The sequence below is a fragment of the Arthrobacter sp. TRD_SC_6 genome, from assembly GCF_055361185.1.
The window spans coordinates 1,103,504-1,125,436 of record NZ_CM143953.1 but is presented as its reverse complement, the minus strand read 5'-3'; the positions used below and the strand labels follow the sequence as shown (position 1 = coordinate 1,125,436).

Genomic DNA, 21,933 nt, shown 5'->3' with positions numbered 1-21,933 from the left:
GGTACTTCCACTCGTCATCAGGTAACTATTAGATATCGCACAAAAGACTTTTGTGCGTTGCTCGACAAAAGTATGGGATCTGTGTCACAGTGAAGGCGTGGATGATGAAGTCAACAAGCCAGCACTGAGAGTACGGGGCCTTTCCAAAGCCTTCTTCGGGGTGCAGGTACTGAAGGATGCAGAACTCGAACTGCGCGCCGGAGAGGTCCACGGCCTCGTGGGCGAGAACGGCGCAGGTAAGTCGACGCTGATGAAGCTGCTCGCCGGGGTGTACCAGCGGGACGCCGGAACAGTTGAAATAGCTGGCAAGGAAGTGAACTTCCACCACCCCACCCAAGCCCATGAAGCCGGTCTGTCCACCGTCTTCCAGGAGTTCAACCTCCTCCCTGACCGCACGGTCGCAGAGAACATCTACCTTGGCCGCGAGCCCAGAAAAGGCCTCCTCGTTGACCGAAAAGCCATGCAGTCCAACACCTCGGACCTACTGGCGCAGCTCGGGATCACGAGCATTGACCCCTCCACTGAAGTCCGCTCGCTTTCAGTTGCCCAGCAGCAGATCGTGGAAATCGCAAAAGCCGTCAGCTATGACGCCCGGATCATCTCCATGGATGAGCCAACGGCCGCCCTCGCCGGGCCCGAGGTCGAACTGCTGTACGGGATCATCCGTCGCCTGAAGGACCGCGGTACCGCAATCCTGTACGTATCCCACCGGCTCAAGGAGATCTTTGACCTGTGCGACACCATCACCGTCCTCAAGGACGGCGAAATTGTCGGCACCCAACCGGCGTCGGGCATGGATGACGCCGCTCTGGTGCGCATGATGGTTGGCCGTCCAATCTCGGCCTTCTTCCCGGACAAACTCCCCGGCACGGAGCAAGGCGAGGCGCTCCTGACAATCGGCGGCGGCGGCAACCACGAGCTCGATTCCATCGAGCTGACGCTTCACGCAGGCGAGATAGTCGGTCTGGCCGGGCTTCAGGGCTCGGGGCGCACCGAGCTTGTTGAGGCAGTTTTCGGCGCGCAGCCCTTCACCCGCGGCAGCATGGAACTGGCGGGGCAGGCCTACGCGGCCCGAAGCCCGAGGCAAGCCATCCGCCGTCGTATTGCCCTCATCACCGAAGATCGCAAGACACAGGGCCTCAGCCTCAACCAGTCCATCCTCGACAACGCCTTGGGCGTCATCCGCTCGGTCTTTCCAGGGAAAACCGCCAACGCGAGGGCAAACGTGCCGGGCGTGTTCTCCTCCCTCGAGGTGATCGCCCGCGATCTCGACCAGGAAGTGCAATACCTCTCCGGGGGCAATCAGCAGAAGGTTGTGCTTGCGAAATGGCTGGCGATCGACCCTCAGGTAGTGCTGCTCGATGAACCAACGAGGGGCATCGACGTCGGCGCAAAGGTTGCCGTTTACAACCTGATGCGCTCACTTGCAGCAGAAGGAAAGGCAATCCTCATGGTTTCGAGCGAGCTTCCGGAGGTACTTGGCATGTCGGACCGCGTGATCGTGATGCGCGACGGCCGGATCGCGGGTGAGCTCTCCCCCAGCAGCACCGAAGAGCAGGTCCTGCAACTGGCAACCGGCGCGCGGACGGAGGCAATCTCGTGAAACGCCTGACATCAACGCACGTTGTGTACGCAGTGGTGGTGCTGACCATCATTGTCGGCGCCATTCTCGTGGGCGCAGCCGGACGCAACTTCTTCAGCACCGGCAACATCTCGGCCATCCTCACCGGCACCAGCGTGCTCGGTTTCATCGCCATCGGGCAGACACTGGTGATCCTGGTCGGCAGCCTCGACCTTTCGGTTCCCTACGTGGTAAGCCTCTCGAGTCTCCTGGCTGCAGGAATCATGGCCAATCAGGCAGGCAACATCCTTCCCGGCGTCCTACTGGCACTGCTGGTTTCGGCGGCGATCGGATTGGTCAATGGCCTAGTGGTCTCCGGGCTGAAAGTGCACGGCTTCATCGCCACGCTCGGTGTCGGACTGATTGTCAGCGGGTACCTGGCCACCAACTACAAGGGCAGTTCCGGGCAAGCTCCTGTCGAGTTCCGGCTGATCGGGGCAACCGGCATCGGGCCCGTCCCCGTCTCCACGCTCATCATGCTGGCCTGCGCCGCCCTCGTCCTGCTGGTGCTCACCCGGACCCGCCTGGGCCACCACATCTACGCAGTGGGCGGAGATATAACGGTGGCGCGCATGTCGGGAATCAAGACCCGCACGCCGATCATCGCGGCCCACGTGATCTGTTCAGTCATGGCCGGCCTCGCCGGGTTGCTGCTGGCCGCACGCCTTGGCGTCGGCAGTCCCACGATCGGCTCACAGGGTGGGTATGACCTCCTGTCCATTGCCGCCGTCGTCCTCGGTGGAACACTGCTTGCGGGCGGCAAAGGCTCACTTATCGGCACCCTGGGCGGAGTCCTGATCTTCGCCATGATCGACAACATCATGAGTGTCATGCAGATCAACCCGTTCCTGAAGGACGTTGTGCGCGGAATTGTGATTGTGGTGGCGGTGGCCATCTACGCAAGGCGCAAGACCACCAGCCGCGTCGACAGATTCCCGTCAACGCCGCGCTCACGGGCAAAGGGCAACGCCCGGCAGGAGGTTGCAGCATGAGCACCACTACCGCGTCCCGTAATAAAGCCCTCGAGCAAAACCGGTCCGGCCGGGGCGAACGCCTGCTCCGAGCCATGCGCACCCCGAGCGGCGCCGTATTCGTTCTACTGGTAGTGCTGCTGATCGCGGTCATCGCGGTGAACCCGAACTTCGGCGAACCAGGATCACTGATCCGGTTCATTGGCCGTACGGCTCCGATCGCCATCGCGGCAATGGGCCAGTACTTCGTCATTGTCTGCGGTGAATTCGATCTCTCGATGGGGTCCCTGGTGACCGCGCAGGTAATCATCGCCGGAAACCTCATCGGCGACGACGACGCCCTGGTCATTCCCGTACTTCTCCTGATGCTGGTGTTCGGGGCTTTCGTGGGCCTGGTGAACGGCCTGCTGACCACCCTGCTGAAGGTGCCGAGCTTCATCGTCACCCTCGGCATGATGCTGGCGTTGCTCGGCATGGTGCTCTATTGGACCGGCGGCGCAGCAACGGGCAACCCAGCGGACAGTTTCCGGCAGATCGGGCGCGGGGGAATCGAAGACATTCCCATCCTGGAGATACTCCCCTACCCCGTGATCATTCTGGTGGTCCTCGGTGCCGGAGCGTTCTGGCTCATGCGCCGGCCATACGGACGGACACTGATCGCAGTAGGCGACAACGCAGACGCCGCCGCCCTCACCGGAGCACGGGTGTGGTGGATCCGGACCCGCGCGTTCATGCTGTCCTCGCTGGCAGCCACCGTCGCCGGAATCATCCTGGTCGGTTACGCGGGCGTACACCCCTCCGTGGGGCGGGGCTATGAGTTCACGGCGATCACCGCCGTCGTGCTTGGCGGGGTTGTCCTGGGCGGCGGACGCGGCTGGGTGCTATCGGCTGCCGCAGGGGCCTTCGCCCTCGAAATGCTCTTCACGCTCCTGAACTTTATGGGCGTCCAGTCCACCTGGCGGGACACCGTGCAGGGCATCATCATCATTCTCGCCGTTGCAGCGGGAGCACAGACCTGGCAACGCCGACGGCGCGGCCGGAGCAGTACCACTCATGAACCGTCCCATCCAATAGCTACAACAGATGCACCAAAGCCCGCCGTGGGCTCCTATGAGGGAGGAAAATGATGCGCCGACGCATCTCATCACAGGTCACCGTGCTCGCAGCAGCAACGCTGCTTGCACTGACCGCCTGCACCACCGATTCGTCCATCGAGAACCCACCCTCCGCCGACGCCGGTGGAGGAGAAGAAACCACAGCCAGCCCGGCGGAGGAAAGCAGCGACGAGTGGTTCGTGCAGGAAGTGTACGACGAGCAGTTCGAACAGCGTTCGGCCACCTTCGAAGGCGACGAAGCAACGCCCTGGCTGCAGTACATTGACGGCGAAATGACCGACACCTCCGAGCTCGCCGTCGACGGCCCGCAGAAGGTGTGCTTCGCGAATGCTTCCATCTCCAACCCGTGGCGCCAGACCGGCTGGATCACCATGAATGAGCAGCTCAAGGCGCTGCAGGAGTCCGGGGTGATCTCCGAGATGGAGACCCGCGACGCACAGGACGACGACAATACGCAGATCGCCGACATCGACTACTTCATCGCTGAAGGCAACTGCGACGCATTCGTCATCTCGCCGAACTCAACGGCGGCCATGACGCCCGCCGTTGAGCGTGCCTGCGAGACCGGCAAGCCCGTAGTGGTCTTCGACCGCGGCGTCGAGACCGACTGCGCAACCACGTTCATCCACCCCATCGGCGGCTTCGCCTGGGGTATCGACACCGCCACCTTCCTCAGCGAAAATCTCGAGGAAGGCAACAAAGTTGTTGCGCTGAGGATCCTCCCCGGCGTTGACGTCCTTGAGCAGCGCTGGGCTGCTGCCGAGAAGATCTTCGAAGAAAACGGCATCGAAGCAGTGGATTACTTCACCGGCGCCGATCCCACAGAAATTAAGAAGATCATTTCCGATGAGCTCGCAACCGGTGACGTCCACGGCATCTGGATGGACGCGGGCGACGGCGCAGTTGCCGCCATCGAGGCGTTCGAGGACGCTGGCGTCGATTACCCGGTCATGACCGGCGAGGACGAGATGAGCTTCCTGCGCAAGTGGGAGGAAACCGGCCTGAACGGCCTGGCACCTGTCTACTCGAACTTCCAGTGGCGCACCCCGCTGCTGGCGCTTGAGAAGATCTTCGCCGGCGAGGAAATCCCTGCAGAGTGGGTCCTCCCGCAGACGCCAATCACCGAGGACGAGCGAGCAGACTTCCTGGCCGACAACGAGGGCATGCCTGATGGCCACTACGCCAAGTTCGGCGGCGAGGAGCTTGCGGGTTACCCCGAGGTCTGGCAGGAACGCATCATCCCGTAACCCCCACTTTCGAGTTTTTGTCGCCTAGTTGCCGCCTGGACAGCGTTCAGAGCGCAACTAGGCGACAAAAAGTGTCAGAAGAGAGAACAATGCAGCGCGTGATCGGCGTCAACACCTGGGTCTGGGAATCGCCCCTGACGGACGCAACCCTTACCCATCTCCTTCCGCGCATCGCCGAGCAAGGCTTCGATGCTGTGGAGTTGCCACTTGAGAACATCGGCGACTTGTCCGCGCGGGCAGTGCTGGATAACCTCTCCGGCCTCAAGCCATACATTGTTGGGGCAATGGCTCCCGGCCGCGACCTGGTCCTCGCGGACCCCGCAGCGATCGCCGAGACGCAGCGCTACCTCAGCGCCTGCATCCAGCTGGCGCACGACGTCGGCGCCCCAGCCGTGTGCGGTCCGTTCTACTCCTCCACAGGCCGGGTCTGGCGGATGAACGACGCCGAGCGGCAGGAAACGTACGCTGAGCTGCGCCGCAATCTGGCACCGCTGGCTGCGGAAGCAGTGGGCGCCGGCGTCGTACTCGGCATCGAACCGCTCAACCGGTACGAAACTTCACTCATCAACACGGCAGCGCAGGCACTCGTCGCGCTCGAGCCCCTGCTCGGGAACGGCGTCGGGCTCGCGCTGGACACCTATCACCTCGGCATCGAGGAGCGTTCCTCAGCGGAAGCCATCGAATCCGCCGGTGAACATCTGGTCCACCTGCAGGTCTGCGGCAACGATCGCGGGACGCCGGGCGGAGACCAGACCGACTGGGACGGAATCTTCGACGCACTGGACCGGATCGGGTACTCGGGTGCCCTGAACATCGAGAGCTTCACCGCACTCAACGCCACCATCGCCACGGCGGCGTCGATCTGGCGTCCGCTGGCGGAGACACAGGACAAACTAGCTGAGGACGGCCTGGCATTCCTCCGCATCATGCAGGACAGCACCACCAAGGAGATGCAGCCATGACCACAACGGCGCCCGCCCCAGCTTCCACGGAAGACCGCACGGCCACTCCGCTCGGCGTAGCGGTGCTCGGGTATTCGTTCATGGGCAAGGCCCACTCGAACGCGTGGCGCAACGTCAACGCCTTCTACCCCTCCCCCCAGGTCGCGCAGAAGGTCCTGGTAGGCCGTGACGCCACGCAGGTGGGCGAGGCCGCGCGCCAGTACGGCTGGGAAGAAAGCCTCACCGACTGGCGGCAGGTCATCGAACGCGACGACATCCACATTGTCGACATCTGCACCCCGGGGCACCTGCACGCCGAGATTGCCATAGCAGCACTCGACGCCGGAAAGCACGTCATCGTCGAGAAGCCGCTGGCCAACTCACTCGCCGAAGCCGAGCAGATGGTTTCGGCGGCACAGCGTGCACGGGCACGCGGAGTTCAGTCCATGGTTGCGTTCAACTACCGAAGAGTTCCCGCGCTCGCCCTTGCGAGGAAGCTGATTGCCGAGGGGCGAATCGGCGACATCCGGCAGGTGCGGGTGAGTTACCTGCAGGATTGGTTGGCTGACAAGGACGCCCCGATGACCTGGCGGCTTCGCCAGGAAACCGCGGGCTCGGGCGCTTTGGGGGACCTCGCCTCGCACGCCGCTGACCAGATCCGGTTCCTGTGCGGCGCTGAGATCGAGTCGCTGACCGGCACGGTGAACACTTTCGTCAAGACCCGGCTGGGCCCTAAAGGGCCGGAAGACGTAACGGTCGACGACGCCGCCTGGGCAACGCTGCGCCTCTCGACCGGCGCGATCGCCAGCCTCGAAGTCTCGCGTTTCGCGACGGGCCGTAAGAACTCGCTCGACATCGAGGTGTATGGGTCCAGGGGCAGCCTAGCGTTCAACCTTGAACGGCTCAACGAGCTCCAGTTCCTTGACGGCACCGAAGACGCTGGTTCACAGGGTTTCCGCACCATCGTGGTCACCGAACCGAGCCACCCTTATCTCGAGGCATGGTGGCCTGCCGGACACATCCTCGGCTGGGATTCCACGTTCACCAACCAGGCCGCTGAATTCCTCTCGGCCATTCAGACCAACACCCCGCCGTCGCCGTCCTTCGAGGACGGGTTGAAAGTGCAGAAGGTACTCGAGGCAATCCAGACAAGCTCCGCTCAGGCCAGTGCCGCCGTCGTACTCTGAAACAACCAACCGAAAGAGACCCGTGAAACTCTCCGTTCAGCTCTACACCGTCCGCGAAGCCCTGGAAGCCGATCTCGACGGGACAATAGACCGTCTGGCGGCCATCGGGTATACCAGCGTGGAGCCCTACAACTTCGCGGAGAACACCGAGCAGCTGGCAACCGCGCTCGGGCGCAACGCCGTCAGTGCTCCGTCCGGTCACGCTCCGCTCCTCAAGGGGGACCGGGACCGCATCTTCGACGCCGCGACGAGGCTAGGTATCGGAACGGTCATCGATCCGTCCGTCGAGGCTGCCCGATGGACCAGTGAGGAGGCTATCGTCCAAACGGCCGCTGCCCTCAATGAGGCTGCCCGGCACGGTGCTGCCCGCGGAATCACGGTTGGGTATCACAACCACTGGTGGGAGATCGAGGCCAACTTTGACGGCCGCACCGGGCTGGAGGTACTCGCAGAGAACCTCGACCCGGCCGTCGTGCTGGAAGTCGACACCTACTGGGTGGCGGTAGGCGGACAGGATCCCGCTGAACTGCTGGGGAAGCTCGGCAACCGCGTCCACCTGATTCATATCAAGGACGGTGCTGTAGACCGGGACAATGAATCGCAGGTCGCCGTGGGTGCGGGGCGGATGGACATCCCCGCGGTGATTCGAGCAGCCGGCTCTGTCGCAGTTGGCGTCGTCGAGCTCGATGACACCTCCGGAGACGTCTTCGAAGCGCTCGAGGGCAGCCTCCGGTACCTCCAGGACGAGCTTTCGCTGTGAAGGGTCCAGTAGGGGTAGGTGTAATCGGCGCGGGCGTCATCAGCCAGGAGTACCTTCGCAACCTGACCATGTTCCCCGATGTGCGCGTGCACATCGTTGCGGACCTGGTGCCCGAAGCGGCGCGGACACGCGCCGAGGAGTTCGGCATTCCTTCCTCCGGCAACGTCGCAGACGCACTCGCCCACCCCGACGTCGAAATCATCATCAATCTGACCACTCCCGCAGCGCATGTCCCCGTCGGGCTTGACGCCGTAGCGGCAGGGAAGCACGTCTGGAGCGAGAAACCGTTCTCGCTGGACCGTGAATCGGGCCGTGCCCTTTTGGAAGCCGCGTCCGACGCCGGTGTCCGGCTCGGGTGCGCCCCTGATACCTTCCTCGGGGCAGGGTTGCAGACAGGTCTGCGCATGATCGGCAGGGGTGACATTGGTGTGCCCCTGACCGCGTTGACCCTCATGCAGTCACCCGGGCCTGAGGGCTGGCACCCTAACCCGGCGTTCCTGTTTCAGGAGGGTGCGGGTCCGTTGTTCGATATGGGTCCGTATTACCTGACCACCCTCATCCAGGCATTCGGCGGGATCGGATCGGTTGCGGCTGTCGGGTCGCGATCCCGCGAGACCCGGATCATCGGTTCCGGCCCGAAGGCTGGCGAGGAGTTCCCGGTCACCGTTCCGACGCATGTGAGTGCCCTGCTGCAGTTCGAGAATGGGGCTTCCTCAACCAGCAACTTCAGTTTTGATTCACCGCTCCCCCGGCATGGTTTCGTCGAAATCACGGGCTCCGAAGCAACCATCTCCTTTCCTGACCCCAACAAGTTCGACGGCGAGGTCCGCCTTCACCGCCATGGCGGTGAAGAGTGGGAGGTGTTCCCTGCTGTTGGTTCCACCTTCGGCCGCGGGTCCGGTGTGCTGGAGCTCGCCAGGGCAATCCGGGCTGGGGTTGCACACCGTGCTCCCGGCGAGCTCGCGTTCCATGCACTGGACACGATGGCCTCAATTGCGGACTCTGCAAAGACAGGGAAGTTTATTGACGTCGCAAGTTCCGCGACAGCTTCGGCGCCATTGCCGGAGGACTGGGACCCCACCGCCGTCACGCTCTAGCCACCATTCCCGAACCCAAACTTTTCGTCACAGAAGGAGACACCCGTGGGACGCAACTTCACGCTCTTCACCGGCCAGTGGGCCGACCTACCGTTCGAGAAGGTCGCCGAGCTCGCCGGCCAATGGGGCTACGACGGACTGGAAATCGCTGTCTCCGGCGACCATCTCGACGCGTGGCGTTGGGACGACGACGACTACATCCAGGACCGGCTGGACATCCTGGAACGCAACGGGCTGAAAGTGTGGGCGATTTCCAATCACCTCAAGGGCCAGGCTGTCTGCGACAACCCGATCGATTTCCGCCATCAACAGATTGTCGGGCCGAAGGTGTGGGGTGACGGTGATCCCGAAGGTGTCCGTCAGCGTGCCGCCGAGGAGATGAAACTTACGGCTCGGCTCGCGAAAAAGCTCGGAGTGAAGACGGTTGTGGGCTTCACCGGCTCCTCGATCTGGCAGTACGTCGCGATGTTCCCGCCGGTCGGCCAGGACGTGATCGACGCCGGATTCCAGGACTTCGCGGACCGCTGGAATCCCATTCTCGATGTATTCGATGAGTGCGGTGTCCGTTTCGCCCATGAAGTGCATCCATCGGAAATCGCCTACGACTACTGGTCGACGAAGCGTGCCCTCGATGCCGTCGGAAACCGTCCCGCATTCGGGTTGAACTGGGATCCGAGCCACTTCATGTGGCAGCAGATAGATCCGGTGGCATTCATCTCTGATTTCCCAGACCGCATTTATCACGTGGACTGCAAGGACACGAAAATGCGGATGGGTGGCGGGCGCAACGGAATTCTCTCCTCCCACCTCGCGTGGGGCGATCCGCGGAGGGGCTGGGACTTTGTATCCACCGGTCGTGGTGATGTTCCGTGGGAGGACAGCTTCAGGGCTCTCGCCGCGATCGGCTACGACGGCCCAATCTCGGTCGAGTGGGAAGATGCCGGAATGGACCGGCTGCAGGGCGCGCCCGAGGCGCTGGAATTCCTGCGCAAATTCGACCTGGCGCCGCCGTCGTCGTCCTTCGATGCCGCCTTCAAGCAGTAACCCTGCCATACGACTGAAACATACGCGTAGTAGCCTGAGGGAATGCGCGAACTTCAGGTGAAGATCATCGAAGAACTGGGTGTGAAGCCCTCAATCGACCCCGCCGAGGAGATCCGGCAGCGGATTACCTTTCTGAAGGACTACGTCCAGGCGACCGGAACAAAGGGCTTTGTTTTGGGCATCAGCGGCGGCCTCGACTCCACACTTACCGGCAAACTCGCCCAGCTGGCTGCGGACGAATTGAAGCAGGACGGCGTTGAGGCGCAGTTCGTCGCCGTCCGCCTCCCCTATAAAGCTCAGCACGACGAGGATGACGCCCAGGCCGCCCTGACCTTCATCGCTCCGGACCGTTCAGTGACCTACAACGTCGCTCCCGCCGTCGACGGTTTCCAGGGTGAATTCGCGAGCGCAGCCGGCGTCGAAATGTCGGACTTCAACAAAGGCAACGTGAAGGCACGCGCCCGCATGGTGGCGCAGTACGCCATTGCAGGTGAGCAGAACCTCCTGGTGATAGGCACTGACCACGGCGCCGAATCCGTCACCGGATTCTTCACCAAATATGGTGACGGCGGCGCGGACATCCTGCCGCTGTTCGGCCTCAACAAGCGCCAGAACCGTCAGCTCCTCAAGGAACTTGGGGCGGAAGAACGCCTCTACAACAAGGTGCCGACGGCGGATCTGCTGGACGGGAGCCCGGGGCAGGCCGACGAGCACGAACTCGGCCTCAGCTACGAGCAGATTGACGATTATCTCGAGGGACGCGAGGTGACTGAGGAGGCTGCACACGCCATCGAACGCCGCTTCCTGATGACCCGCCACAAGCGCACCGTCCCGGTGACCATCCACGATGACTGGTGGCGCGCAAACTAGCCAGACCCACTCAGCGGGGCAGGGTGATCCTGAAGCACGCTCCCCAGCCGGCCTTCTCCACCAGCGCCGCCGACCCGTTGTGCGCCTCGGCGATCGCGCTCACAATCGACAAGCCAAGCCCGGCGCCGCCGCGCTGTGCACGGTCTCCCAGGCGTGCAACTGTCCCCTTACGGAAGCGCGTGAAGATGTGGTCGGCGTCGACGGCGGCAATGCCGGGCCCGCTGTCCGCGAGCCACAGCCGCACCTCGCCGTCGGTGACTTCGGCACCCAGCTGGATGGCGCCGTCGTCGGCCGTGTGTTTGACCGCGTTGTCGGCGAGCTGCAGCATCGCCTGCGTCAGCCGGTGCCTGTCGCCGGTGAACCGGACCGACGGCGGCACCAACACCTGCCAGTCGCGCTTGCCCAGGGCTGTCATCCTCCGGTGGACGCTCAGCACCAGGTCGCGTAGGTTGATGCTCTCGAGGTGCAGGAAGTCCGGCTGCTCAGCCTTCGCCAGGAGGAACAGGTCGGTGACGATCTGGTTCATGCGGTCGATCTCGTCAGTGACCAGCGCGATGGTCGCGGCTCGCTCCTCAGGAGTTTCGTCAAGCTCCAGCAGTTCGATATGCCCGCGGATGATCGTCAGCGGCGAGCGCAGTTCGTGGCTGGTGTCGTCGAGGAACTGGCGTTGGGTGGTGAACGCCTGATCCAACCGCTCGAGCATGTCGTTGAAAGCCGTGGCAATCCTCGAAGCCTCGTCGCGGCCTCGGATGTCTATCCGTTTCGTCAGGTCCGTCTCGGAAATGCTCAACGCGGTCTCGGCGAGGGAACGCAGCGGCCGGAGGATGCGGCCGGCGAGCGCCATACCAAGCAGGGTGGCGACAATCGCGGTACCGAGCTGCACCACCAACTGGGTCTGGACGGCGTTGTCGATCTCGCTCTGCTCAAACGCCGGGAAGTTCGCGATGATCATGGTGCCGTTGCTCGGCTCACCCACCAGCGGCACGGTGACGTACTGCGCGTCGCCAGCCGGCGTATCGATCTTCCCGCCGGTGACTTCGGTCAGGGAAAGCCAGTAGTCGACGGCGGGAAGGAAGTCCTCGGGGTCCGGTACGGCGGAGGCCCGGCTGGACTCGTACAGTTCGCCGTCGATGAAGGCCAGCAGCGTTTCACCCTCATCCGCGATTTCCCGCGAGAAGTAGACGTCAAAAATGGCGCGGAGGTCATCGCCGAAGGGTTCACCGGTCCGTGGGTCCAGTCCCTGCGCCAACAGCTGGAACTCATCGGCTTCCCGTTCCAGGCTGACCCGGTTCTCCTCCTCGAGTTGCTCAAAAAGGACCACGCGAAGCAACAGCACTGAACCCATCGATGAGAGCACCAGCAGGGTCCCGACTACTGCGATGATGCGGAACCGGATGCTGGAGGTCCAGGCCCTGGGGTGAACGGTGCTGCGCGGCATATGCGCAAGGGTATCCGCGGCAGATGAGAATGCGCCCGGCGGGATGCAGTAGGGCAGCATCGGGGAATCTCGGGCATCTTCGGTAACGTAGCGTGTGTGAAGATTGCCACCTGGAACGTCAACTCCCTCCGCGCCCGTGCCGACCGCGTCGAGGCCTGGCTCGAGCGCTCCGACGCCGATGTCCTCGCCATTCAGGAAACCAAGTGCAAGGACGACAATTTCCCCTGGGAACTGTTCGAGCGAAGCGGTTACGAGGTAGCGCATTTCGGCGTGAACCAGTGGAATGGCGTGGCCCTTGCGTCGAGGGTCGGGCTCGACGACGTCGAACGCACCTTCCCCGGCCAGCCCGTCTTCGGCAAGGACACTGACCCTGTGCAGGAGGCCCGGGCAATCAGTGCACTGTGCAACGGGGTGCGGGTGTGGAGCCTGTACGTCCCCAACGGGCGTGCACTGGACGACCCGCACATGCCGTACAAAATCGAGTGGCTGGAGATTCTGCGCAAGCACGCCGCTGGGCTCATTGAAGCGGACCCCACAGCTCAAGTAGCCCTCACTGGTGACTGGAACATCGCGCCGCGGGAGGAAGACGTCTGGGACAACGAGCTCTTCATCCGCAACGGCTACACGCACGTCAGCCCGGCTGAACGCGCAGCCTTCCATGCCTTCGAGGAGTCAGGTTTCACCGACGTCGCCCGCCCGCACACCCCGGGCCCCGGCGTCTACACCTACTGGGATTACAAGCAGCTCAGCTTCCCGAAGAAGATGGGCATGCGGATCGACTTTGTCCTCGCCTCCCCCGCCCTGGCGGAGCGGGTCACCGGCGCCTCCATCGACCGCGAGGAACGCAAGGGCAAGGGCGCATCGGATCACGCTCCGGTCATAGTAGAGCTGGACTGACCGGTGGCGAGCGCACCGGGCGCGGGGCGTAGCTTCCCCTACGTCTCCTACCTGCGGATCTATGAGCCGCTGGATGCCTTCAGCGACGCCCAGCAGCTCGCCATCCTCGAACAGCGCACCCGCGAGCGGCACACCACCGAGGAAATGGACCGGCTCGATGCCCTGCGGCGCATCACCCGCGTGGTCTCGGACCCGTTCCCCCACCACGAACCGGACCTGGTGCGCGTGCTGCACTTCCCCCGGGCCAACGGGACAACAGCGCCTTTCTATTGCCCCAACCAGCTGGCTGCGCGCACTTCGCTCGCTGCCGAGTCACTCGAGCAGACCCTCCGCGGCCCGCTCATGGACGTGCTCCTTCCCGAGGTTGCGCGGGTTGCGCACCAGGCCCGCCTGGACCCCGAGACACTCACCCAGTCCTCCACGAAACTGCACACGCGCTCAGCAACCTGGGGCGTGCCCTTTGCCTGGTTCGTACTTATCCACGAGGATGACCTCACCGAGGTAGTGGACGACGACGGCGAAGTCCACACTGTGCGCGTGTCCGTCACCATCAGCGACTGCATCGACCGCACGCGGCGGGCCGTTGCCAGCCTTGCGCTCGCGGCCCCCGAGCTGGACCTGCTGGAGGACCTGACTGAACTGACCGAGTGGCTTGAGCTCTTCCGCCGCGACGCCATCGTGGAACTCGACTACGGACCCGTGGCTGACCTGGTTTTCCCCGATGAATCCCCCATGGACGTGCGCTTTGGAATCGAGTGCCTCGCAGAAGCGGACATGACAGGTGCGGCTGCGGCCTACCGCCGTCTCGCTTCACGATGGATCCCTATCCGCCAACTCGCGCGCGCTTCGTAGGCTGAAGCGTGCAGTTGCGCCGGAACCGCCCCTTTGTCCGGTTCTGGGCAGCATCGTCGATCTCGGACTTCGGGACCTACCTGACCACCGTCGCGTTGTCCGTCCTCATCCTTGTCACCATGAACGGCACCGCCCTGGACCAGGGGTTGGTAAACGCTGCACGATGGCTCCCCTACCTGCTGTTCGGGTTGCTCGCGGGCATCTGGGTGGACCGCTTCCGCCGGCGCATGGTTATGGTCACCGGCGATTTCGGCCGGGCGGTGATCCTCGCTGCGCTGTGCGTCCTCGGAGCGACCGGCGTGGCCTCCCTCCCGGTGATCATGGCGCTCATGTTCGCCTTCGGAACGCTTGCGCTCATGAGCGACGCCGCCTACCAATCCTTCCTGCCGCAACTCGTACCGCGGTCCCAACTTGTGCGGGCAAACGCTCGGCTCCAGCAGAGCGAAACCGTTGCACAGTCCGCGGGCGGTGCTGTCGCGGGCGGACTGGTAGCCCTGCTCACCGCACCCTTCGCGCTGCTGCTCGACGCCGTCAGCTACCTGCTTTCCGGTCTCACCCTCCTGACCCTGGCGCCAGGAGAACGATTGCAACAGCCGACGACGCCGGTGCGAACCCGCATTGCCGCCGGCATCCGCTGGATCTACGGTCACCGTATGCTGCGTCCCGTAGCGCTCAGCTCGCACGTGTGGTTCATCGGCTCGTCGATGCTGGGCGCAGTGCTTCCGGCTCTGATCCTCAATGACCTGCAGTTCGGCGCGCTCGGCCTCGGCCTGGTGCTCGGAGGTGCCGGTATCGGTGCGGTCATCGGAACCACGCTCTCCCAGCGCTGGGGTGAACGCTGGGGAACGGGAGTGGTGGTGATCGGCGCGCGGCTCGCGCAACCGGCCGCCGTCGTCGTCGTACTTTTGGCACCGCTTGTCGCAGGGGGTGCAGCGGCAACCGGGGATGCGAGTACCTGGCCGCCGGAGCTATGGGCGGCTTTCGCGCTCGCGTTCTTCGGTCAGCTGCTGTTCGGGTGCGCGATGGGCGCCGAGGGCCCTGTCGAAATGGCGTATTGGCAGGCCGTGACGCCGGATGCGCTGATGGCCCGGATGAACGCGACAAGGCGATCGGTGAACCGGGGAATGATCGTGCTCGGGGCGCCGCTAGGGGGTGCACTCGCCACGTCCTTTGGAAGCGTGCCTGCCCTGGCGGCATCAGCGGCGGTCATGCTGTGCGCTGCCCTGATCCTGGCGTTTTCACCGTTCCGCGAGGCCTCTGACCGGGACTTCCTGCCCCAGAATCAGGGACGGAACTGACCAGAACTGACTAGTTCAGGCCTTCCACCGCGTAGGAAACCTTCGTGATGCCCTTTTTCGACTTGATCTTGGTGATGGTCAGCGTCCCGACGTTGGCGACGTCCTGCACGTGCGTCCCACCGCAGGGCACCCCGAAGGTTTCGTTGTAGAGCACAATCCGCGCGGGCTTGTTGGTCGGGATGTTCGCGGGCACGTGCCTGCAGTAGGCGCCCATCTCGGAGACCGGCATGAAGCGGATCTCGTTCCGGCTGCCCGCGCTGATCACGTCCGCCACTTCCCGCTCAATGCGCTGCCGCACTTCCTCGACGTCGGCGGGTACCTCGCCTGAATATTCCACGAATGCCATGTGCGGGTAGTGCGCTCCCTTGCCCGGAACCCATGGCAGGCCCAGCCGCTCCACCGCAAGGTCCACAATGTGCCCGGCCGAGTGCAGCCGCGTGTTCCGCGATCTGCGATCGGCGTCGACTTCAAGGTCGACGGCGGTACCGTCAAGCACGGTCCCGGTGCCCAGGTGGTGCACTGCGCCGTCCTCATCCAACCGCACCTCGTCCACCGCAAAGGTCGAATCGCCCGCCCGGATGACGCCGGTGTCCCAGTCCTGACCGCCTCCGCGCGGATAGAAGCAGGTGCGGTCCAGTACGACGTCGGTGCGGCCGTCCTCGAGCCCTGTCACCGCGATGACGGTCGCCGAACCGGTAATCACGCCGAAGCCGCCGAGGTAAAGAAGTTCTGTAGCCATGCGTCCAAGCCTAGCGACTCAGGATGCTCCGCCCCCGAGAATGTAAAGTCCGGCGGTCTCACACTCGGTGCGGGAGCATCCGGCAGCGAACGAGCGAACGGAATCACCGGGTGCCAGCTCTTTCCGGGTCGAGGCAAGAACCCGCTGCGAAGAGTTAACAACGCTTACATCGCCGAATGGTCGGAGGTTGGGGATCAGGTCACCCTCGACGTCGTCGACCAGCAGATCGAGGGCCGCCACGCCAAGGAACCGGCCCGCGTGCGTTACCGGAAGGCTTGCCGTAAGCGTGTATTCGTCACTGCAAAGGTAATCCACGTGCGGTCCAGCTATGTGGCCCTTCCCTGTTTCGAAAGGCACACGGAACCATTCGAAGGCACTGTAGTCGATGTTCTCTTTGTTCGGCGTCTGTGCAGAAAGGCGTAGCTGCGAACGCATTGGGCCTTGCCACCAGGACAGGTATCCGCGTGTGGAGCCAACCAGATCAAGGGACGCGACGAATCCTGCTCCATAGGCGGCGGGCGAGGTGGAGCCAAAGAGCGACCTGGCGATCGGCTCCACCAGTTCGTCGATGTGGCGATCCGTAAGGGCACCACGAGCTTCAAGCTCGCCGATCGCACCTCCGAGGGATGCGCTCGCGGAAGCGAGAGCATCCAGTACCGCCCGGAAGTAGTCATCCAGGAAGTCGGAAGGGCTGCCGGCAACGAGGGCACCGTTGGTGGGCACACGCACAACGAGCCTCCTCTGAACTGGTAGTAAGTGATGCTACACACAAATCGGTGCGCGACGGGCTGTTACGGGCTATCGATCTCGGATAGCTCCCGCTTCACTTTCTCCAAGCGGAGGATCGAGGCCGTAACCCCTTCCCGCAAGGCTGACCGTGTGGCATCAGCATCGCCTGCGGCCACGAGCGAAGCGAGTTGCACCAGGTTCTGGCGCTGGCGTGCGCGCTCCTCGGTTTCAGTGGCGAGTAATCCCAGCAACGGCGAAAATTCCGCCTGCACCCGCATTTGCTCACGCGTGAGCCGGACCGACTGGCCCAAGGCGCAGAGCTCGACTAGCACGTCATCCGCAATATGCCGCCACTGCGATGACGTTAGCCCTGCCGGGTCGATGAGACGGGCACTGATGACGTTCACCTCGCTCTGTGCGGCACGCTCCGAAGCCAACTCCAGGCATCCGGCGGTCAACGCCAGGTAGTGCGCACCCAGATCACGCAGCGATGTGCGTGAAATATTCACCAGCACGTTCGACGCGTGACGCGCGGGATCGGCGCCCTCAGTGACGAAGCTGCCGCCGCCGCGACCGCGCTTTGTCGTTACGAGACCGCGTTCCCGCAGCAGCCCCAGCGCTTCGCGCACAGTGACAGGAGCAACCCCCAGAGATTTGGCAAGCTCCGCTTCTGCAGGCAGGCGTTCGCCGGCGACTAGCACGCCGCGATTTATCGCTGCTCCGATTTGGCGTACGACGAGAGTGGCTTTCGCTTCCTCCCCCAGCGACTGAAACACCGCATTTCGGAGGCGGGAGGCCCGTGGCACCACCTCGCTCACTTCTGCCACTGAGTCCACTTCACCATTGTCACCCATCAGCTTCCGGAATGATTTTTCTGGAAACCCTTGAAGTATGACCTATGAAACTATATGTTATCTATATTCCACTCCACAGGCTGCACAAGGAGACCCCAAATTGTCGATCCTCGACACCCAAACCCCCACCTCAGAACCAAGCACCTCGGCGTCCACGGGGGTCTCGCTCCGAGGCGTGCGCAAGCGTTTCGGCGACTTCACCGCCGTCGAAAGCCTTGACCTTGAGGTCCACTCCGGGGAGTTCTTCTCGATGCTCGGTCCGTCAGGCTCCGGTAAGACGACCGTGTTGCGGATGATCGCCGGCTTCGAGCAACCCACTGCCGGCACCATTTCGCTGGCTGGCCGGGACGTGACGAAGATGGCGCCGTTCGACCGTGACGTCAACACGGTCTTCCAGGACTACGCGCTGTTCCCTCACATGACCATCGCCGAGAACGTTGCCTACGGTTTGCGGGTGCGTCGGGTATCGAAGACCGAACGAGCCGAACGTGTTGCCGCTGCCCTTGACCAGGTGCGGTTGGGACACCTCGCGGATCGTAAACCGAGCCAGCTATCCGGTGGCCAACGGCAGCGCATCGCCCTCGCGCGAGCGCTCATCCTGCAACCGCGGGTCCTGCTTCTCGATGAACCACTGGGGGCCCTGGACAAGCAGCTACGTGAACAAATGCAGATCGAGCTCAAACAAATCCAGCGGGAGATCGGCATTACCTTCATCTTCGTCACTCACGACCAGGAAGAGGCACTCACCCTGAGCGATCGCATCGCCGTCTTCAATGAGGGGAAGATCGAGCAAATCGGCACGCCGGTTGAGGTTTACGACTTCCCATCGACACCGTTCGTCGCCGGGTTCCTCGGCGTCTCCAACCTTTTACCCGCCGAGGCAGCGACCGGTTCGGCATCCCTAATGAGCATCCGCCCCGAGCGCATCTCGCTGAGGACCGTCGAGGCCCCCGTGGCACCCGGCGAGCAAAGCATCGTCGGCACCATCGACGAAGTCATCTACACGGGACCGACCACACGTTTCGTCCTCACCAGTGAGGCCGGCATCCGGCTCATCGCGGAGATGCAGAACTCCGAGGCCGGCTCGACGAGCCGGGGCCCCGGGCGTGGAACGACGATCCGCGCCGTGTGGAAAGAAGAACACGTCGCCGTCGTCGTCTGAATTCTCGAAAACCCCACCGCTTCACCACCATCCACCCCGATAAGGACAAAACCATGAAACCAGCACATGCAACGTTTGCAGCTATGGCGGCAGCCGCCGTGCTCGTGATGACGAGTTGCGGCTCAGATACCTCCAGCCCGACAGGTGAAAGCGGCCTGAGTATCGATGTGCCCGACGTGCCTATGCTCGAGGAGCTCGGGGAGGGTGAAGGCCAAGTCAATATCGTCGCGTGGAGCGGCTTTGTCGAACCCGACTGGAGCGACAAGTTCACTGAAGAAACCGGGTGCGTCGTCAACCGTCGCGTCGCAGGCACAAGCGACGAGATGGTCACCCTGATGCGCACAGGTGAGTATGACCTCGTCTCGGCATCGGGTGATGCAAGCCTCCGCCTCATCGCCGGTGGCGACGTCGCGCCGATCAACCTCGACCTGATCCCCAACTTCGGCGGCGACATCGTGCAGGGAATGAAGGGGCAGGTCTACGACACGATTAACGGCAAGAGTTATGGGGTGCCCATCGGCCGTGGCGCCAACATCCTGCAGTACAACAGCGAAGTCGTCACTGAGGCTCCGACGAGCTGGGACGTCGCCTGGGAAGCGGACAGCCCTTACGCGGGGCAGATCATCGGCTATGACGCACCCATTTACATAGCAGACGCTGCGGTTTACCTGATGGCTACCCAACCAGACCTCGGGATAACCAACCCGTACGCACTCGACCAGACGCAGCTCGACGCGGCCGTAAATCTCCTGAAGACGCAGAATGGCATCGTCAGTGAGTACTGGAGCGACCCGACCGCTCAAATTACCTCCTTCACGGGCGGCACTTCGGTAGTCGGAACTTCATGGGAGGTGCTGCGCAAACTCTCGGAGGACGAGCGCATGAAGAGCGTGCTTCCCGAGGAGGGCTCCACGGGGTGGTCAGACACATGGATGGTCGCGTCCGAGGCCGCCAACCCCAACTGTGCCTACGAGTGGATGAACTACACGAGTGCACCCGAAATCAACGGTCAAATTGCCATGAATTTCGGTATGGCACCTGCCAACGGCGCATTCTGCGAAATGAGCGACGAAGCAAAGAAGCACTGCGATTCGTTCCACGCGCTGGACGAAGAATACTTCTCCAAGGTCTGGTTCTGGACTACCCCGATCGAGCAGTGCGTCGACGGTCGCACAGATGTTGAATGCACGAATTTCCAGGAATGGACTGCGGCCTGGCAAACGGTCAAGGGCTGATAGGCGATCGAATCTGAAACAGGTGGTGGTGGCGGCTCCGGCCGCCACCTCCGTCCCATTAGAAAGGCACGACGGTGACAACCACTGACACCCCGAGGGCTGCTACTGACATTCAGAGGGAGCACCGCACCGCCCGACCGCTTGAGACCTGGCTGCACGGTCATCAAAGCGCGCGGATTGCAGGGCTTCTCGCCGCCCCGATGCTGTGGCTTGTAGGCATCTACATCTTCTCGCTCGCTTTCCTTCTTGTGACGGCATTTTGGATCACTGATCCCTTTACCTCAAAGGTCAAGCCGGGGTTCACACTCGAAAACTTCGCCGCAATCTTCAGCACGCCCGCGTATCTGGCAACCAGCTTCCGGACCTTGGGCATCGCGGTGGCTGTCACCCTGATCTGCGCAGCCGTTGCAATACCGCTGGGGATCTTCATGGCGAAGATTGCGAGCCCGAGGGTTCGTGAGCTCCTGATTATCGCCATAACCATGCCGCTATGGGCCGGTTACCTCGTGAAAGTGCTCGCCATGCGCATCACCTTCACGGAGGACGGACTCTTCAATTGGCTGGCTAACCCGTTCGGCTTCTCGGGGCCTGGCTTCAGCATCCCCGTCGTTATCCTCACGCTCTGCTATTTGTGGTTCCCCTATATGGCGATGCCGGTCTATACCGCGATCAGGCAGATCCCTGACAACCTGTTCGATGCGGCCTCTGACCTCGGAGCAGGCAACGGGATGGCTGTGCGGTCTGTTGTGGTCCCCCTGATTGTGCCCGCGCTCATTGCCGGGTCGATCTTCACCTTCTCGCTGAGTCTCGGTGACTACATCACGGCCAAGTTCGTCGGCGGATCCACACAGATGATCGGCACCATCATCGCCTCGAACATCAATCTCAACCCACCACTAGCGGCAGCATTCTCGGTCATCCCGATCGTTTTCGTGCTCCTCTACCTTGTCTCAGTGCGCCGTTCGGGCGCGCTCGAACGGCTATAGGAGGCAACATGCTCAGGTTATCCAGGGCGACGCGCATAGCACTTGGCACGTTCGTCATCGTTGTACTCACCTTGATATACATTCCCCTCCTGCTGGTCGTTGCGAACTCCTTCAGTTCGGCGCGCATTTCTGCATGGCCGATCCCCGGGTTCTCACTCGACTGGTGGGCGTTGGCGCTCACCGAGACTTCCCTGCACACTGCGATTCTCAACTCGGTCATCACCGCGACCGGAGCCACGATCATCGCATCCGTCCTGGGAACACTTGTCTCGTTCGCCCTCCAGCGGTACTCCTTCTTCGGCAGGGATACGGTGAATCTGCTGGTCGTACTCCCCATCGCCCTGCCCGGCGTCGTCACAGGGGTAGCGCTCAGCAATACCTACGGCAGCATCCTCGAGCCGATCGGGATCAACCTCGGCTACTTCGGCATGATCGTCGCGCACGCCACATTCTGCATCGTGATGGTGTTCAATAATGTCCTCGCACGGCTCCGACGGATGAATCTGAGCCTTGAGGAGGCTTCAATGGACCTCGGCGCGGGCATATGGCAGACCTTTCGCCTTGTCACGTTCCCGCAGTTCCGCTCGGCCTTCATTGCCGGTGCCCTTCTGGCCTTCGCCCTCAGCTTCGACGAGGTCGTCGTCACGATCTTCACAGCACCACCCGGAGTCGACACATTGCCTCTGTGGATCATGAACCAGATGGGAAGGCCTAACGAGGCCAGCCTCGTCAACGTCGCGGCAACAGTCCTCATCGTCTTCTCGTTCGTGCCTGTCTACATCTCACAGCGACTTACGCGGAACGACCAATAGGTGCTGTGCAAACCCCTCAACACACTCAGAGTTCAAAAGGAAAGCATCAATGACTGGCGCGAGGATGAGTTCGCCTAC

General features: G+C 62.8%; 21 protein-coding genes. 17 read left to right on the top strand and 4 right to left on the bottom strand.

What is annotated here, in order from left to right; genetic code table 11:
* The first annotated feature begins 97 nt into the window (after nucleotides 1-97).
* The 10 genes from ACWA1U_RS05570 to nadE all read left to right on the top strand — a co-directional run bounded on the left by ACWA1U_RS05570 (nucleotide 98) and on the right by nadE (nucleotide 10,853).
* The gene (locus tag ACWA1U_RS05570) at nucleotides 98-1,603 is read left to right on the top strand and encodes a sugar ABC transporter ATP-binding protein (RefSeq protein WP_463724348.1); all 1,506 of its coding nucleotides are present in this window, start codon (nucleotides 98-100) and stop codon (nucleotides 1,601-1,603) included.
* Nucleotides 1,600-2,613: an ABC transporter permease gene (locus ACWA1U_RS05565; RefSeq protein WP_463724347.1), complete on the top strand. Its 1,014-nt coding sequence runs from the start codon at nucleotides 1,600-1,602 to the stop codon at nucleotides 2,611-2,613. Before ACWA1U_RS05570 ends, ACWA1U_RS05565 begins: the two co-directional genes overlap by 4 nt.
* The gene (locus ACWA1U_RS05560) at nucleotides 2,610-3,719 is read left to right on the top strand and encodes an ABC transporter permease (protein WP_463724346.1); all 1,110 of its coding nucleotides are present in this window, start codon (nucleotides 2,610-2,612) and stop codon (nucleotides 3,717-3,719) included. The genes ACWA1U_RS05565 and ACWA1U_RS05560 overlap by 4 nt, the downstream gene beginning before the upstream one ends.
* Entirely contained in the window at nucleotides 3,719-4,954 is a 1,236-nt protein-coding gene (locus tag ACWA1U_RS05555) for a substrate-binding domain-containing protein (protein ID WP_463724953.1), read from the top strand. The genes ACWA1U_RS05560 and ACWA1U_RS05555 overlap by 1 nt, the downstream gene beginning before the upstream one ends.
* An 89-nt stretch (nucleotides 4,955-5,043) precedes the next feature.
* Nucleotides 5,044-5,916 (top strand): sugar phosphate isomerase/epimerase family protein, encoded by an 873-nt coding sequence (locus tag ACWA1U_RS05550; protein ID WP_463724345.1) that lies wholly within the window; start codon nucleotides 5,044-5,046, stop codon nucleotides 5,914-5,916.
* Nucleotides 5,913-7,082 carry a Gfo/Idh/MocA family protein gene (locus tag ACWA1U_RS05545; RefSeq protein ID WP_463724344.1) on the top strand — a complete coding sequence of 390 codons (1,170 nt, stop codon included), beginning with the start codon at nucleotides 5,913-5,915 and terminating at the stop codon, nucleotides 7,080-7,082. The genes ACWA1U_RS05550 and ACWA1U_RS05545 overlap by 4 nt, the downstream gene beginning before the upstream one ends.
* 22 nt (nucleotides 7,083-7,104) lie before the next feature.
* On the top strand, nucleotides 7,105-7,842 hold the full coding sequence (locus tag ACWA1U_RS05540; protein WP_463724343.1) for a sugar phosphate isomerase/epimerase family protein: 738 nt from the start codon (nucleotides 7,105-7,107) through the stop codon (nucleotides 7,840-7,842).
* Nucleotides 7,839-8,939 carry a Gfo/Idh/MocA family protein gene (locus ACWA1U_RS05535; protein ID WP_463724342.1) on the top strand — a complete coding sequence of 367 codons (1,101 nt, stop codon included), beginning with the start codon at nucleotides 7,839-7,841 and terminating at the stop codon, nucleotides 8,937-8,939. The genes ACWA1U_RS05540 and ACWA1U_RS05535 overlap by 4 nt, the downstream gene beginning before the upstream one ends.
* A gap of 45 nt (nucleotides 8,940-8,984) precedes the next feature.
* Nucleotides 8,985-9,983, top strand: coding sequence for a sugar phosphate isomerase/epimerase family protein (locus ACWA1U_RS05530; RefSeq protein WP_463724341.1), 999 nt, complete (start codon nucleotides 8,985-8,987; stop codon nucleotides 9,981-9,983).
* A gap of 42 nt (nucleotides 9,984-10,025) precedes the next feature.
* Nucleotides 10,026-10,853, top strand: a complete 828-nt coding sequence (gene nadE, locus ACWA1U_RS05525) for an ammonia-dependent NAD(+) synthetase (RefSeq protein ID WP_463724340.1) — start codon at nucleotides 10,026-10,028, stop codon at nucleotides 10,851-10,853.
* Nucleotides 10,854-10,863: 10 nt separating this feature from the next.
* Here nadE and ACWA1U_RS05520 read toward each other — a convergent pair whose 3' ends face one another.
* Nucleotides 10,864-12,291, bottom strand: a complete 1,428-nt coding sequence (locus tag ACWA1U_RS05520; RefSeq protein ID WP_463724339.1) for a sensor histidine kinase — start codon at nucleotides 12,289-12,291, stop codon at nucleotides 10,864-10,866.
* Between the two features lie 96 nt (nucleotides 12,292-12,387).
* On the opposite strand from ACWA1U_RS05520, the gene ACWA1U_RS05515 reads away from it, so the two are divergent.
* Genes ACWA1U_RS05515 through ACWA1U_RS05505 form a run of 3 tightly spaced genes read left to right on the top strand, consistent with a single transcriptional unit; the run spans nucleotide 12,388 to nucleotide 15,338 of the window.
* Nucleotides 12,388-13,188 carry an exodeoxyribonuclease III gene (locus ACWA1U_RS05515; RefSeq protein WP_463724338.1) on the top strand — a complete coding sequence of 267 codons (801 nt, stop codon included), beginning with the start codon at nucleotides 12,388-12,390 and terminating at the stop codon, nucleotides 13,186-13,188.
* Nucleotides 13,189-13,191: 3 nt separating this feature from the next.
* Nucleotides 13,192-14,040: a DUF8083 family protein gene (locus ACWA1U_RS05510; RefSeq protein WP_463724337.1), complete on the top strand. Its 849-nt coding sequence runs from the start codon at nucleotides 13,192-13,194 to the stop codon at nucleotides 14,038-14,040.
* Between the two features lie 8 nt (nucleotides 14,041-14,048).
* Entirely contained in the window at nucleotides 14,049-15,338 is a 1,290-nt protein-coding gene (locus ACWA1U_RS05505) for an MFS transporter (protein ID WP_463724336.1), read from the top strand.
* A gap of 10 nt (nucleotides 15,339-15,348) precedes the next feature.
* Here ACWA1U_RS05505 and ACWA1U_RS05500 read toward each other — a convergent pair whose 3' ends face one another.
* The 3 genes from ACWA1U_RS05500 to ACWA1U_RS05490 all read right to left on the bottom strand — a co-directional run bounded on the left by ACWA1U_RS05500 (nucleotide 15,349) and on the right by ACWA1U_RS05490 (nucleotide 17,642).
* Nucleotides 15,349-16,077 carry an alanine--tRNA ligase-related protein gene (locus tag ACWA1U_RS05500; protein ID WP_463724335.1) on the bottom strand — a complete coding sequence of 243 codons (729 nt, stop codon included), beginning with the start codon at nucleotides 16,075-16,077 and terminating at the stop codon, nucleotides 15,349-15,351.
* Nucleotides 16,078-16,095: 18 nt separating this feature from the next.
* Entirely contained in the window at nucleotides 16,096-16,806 is a 711-nt protein-coding gene (locus ACWA1U_RS05495) for a cache domain-containing protein (protein WP_463724334.1), read from the bottom strand.
* Nucleotides 16,807-16,868: 62 nt separating this feature from the next.
* Nucleotides 16,869-17,642 carry a FadR/GntR family transcriptional regulator gene (locus ACWA1U_RS05490; RefSeq protein ID WP_463724333.1) on the bottom strand — a complete coding sequence of 258 codons (774 nt, stop codon included), beginning with the start codon at nucleotides 17,640-17,642 and terminating at the stop codon, nucleotides 16,869-16,871.
* A gap of 118 nt (nucleotides 17,643-17,760) precedes the next feature.
* On the opposite strand from ACWA1U_RS05490, the gene ACWA1U_RS05485 reads away from it, so the two are divergent.
* The 4 genes from ACWA1U_RS05485 to ACWA1U_RS05470 all read left to right on the top strand — a co-directional run bounded on the left by ACWA1U_RS05485 (nucleotide 17,761) and on the right by ACWA1U_RS05470 (nucleotide 21,855).
* The gene (locus ACWA1U_RS05485; protein ID WP_463724332.1) at nucleotides 17,761-18,822 is read left to right on the top strand and encodes an ABC transporter ATP-binding protein; all 1,062 of its coding nucleotides are present in this window, start codon (nucleotides 17,761-17,763) and stop codon (nucleotides 18,820-18,822) included.
* A gap of 53 nt (nucleotides 18,823-18,875) precedes the next feature.
* Nucleotides 18,876-20,057 carry an ABC transporter substrate-binding protein gene (locus tag ACWA1U_RS05480; protein WP_463724331.1) on the top strand — a complete coding sequence of 394 codons (1,182 nt, stop codon included), beginning with the start codon at nucleotides 18,876-18,878 and terminating at the stop codon, nucleotides 20,055-20,057.
* A gap of 74 nt (nucleotides 20,058-20,131) precedes the next feature.
* Nucleotides 20,132-21,043, top strand: coding sequence for an ABC transporter permease (locus tag ACWA1U_RS05475; RefSeq protein ID WP_463724330.1), 912 nt, complete (start codon nucleotides 20,132-20,134; stop codon nucleotides 21,041-21,043).
* Nucleotides 21,044-21,051: 8 nt separating this feature from the next.
* Entirely contained in the window at nucleotides 21,052-21,855 is an 804-nt protein-coding gene (locus ACWA1U_RS05470) for an ABC transporter permease (RefSeq protein ID WP_463724329.1), read from the top strand.
* Nucleotides 21,856-21,933: the final 78 nt, after the last annotated feature.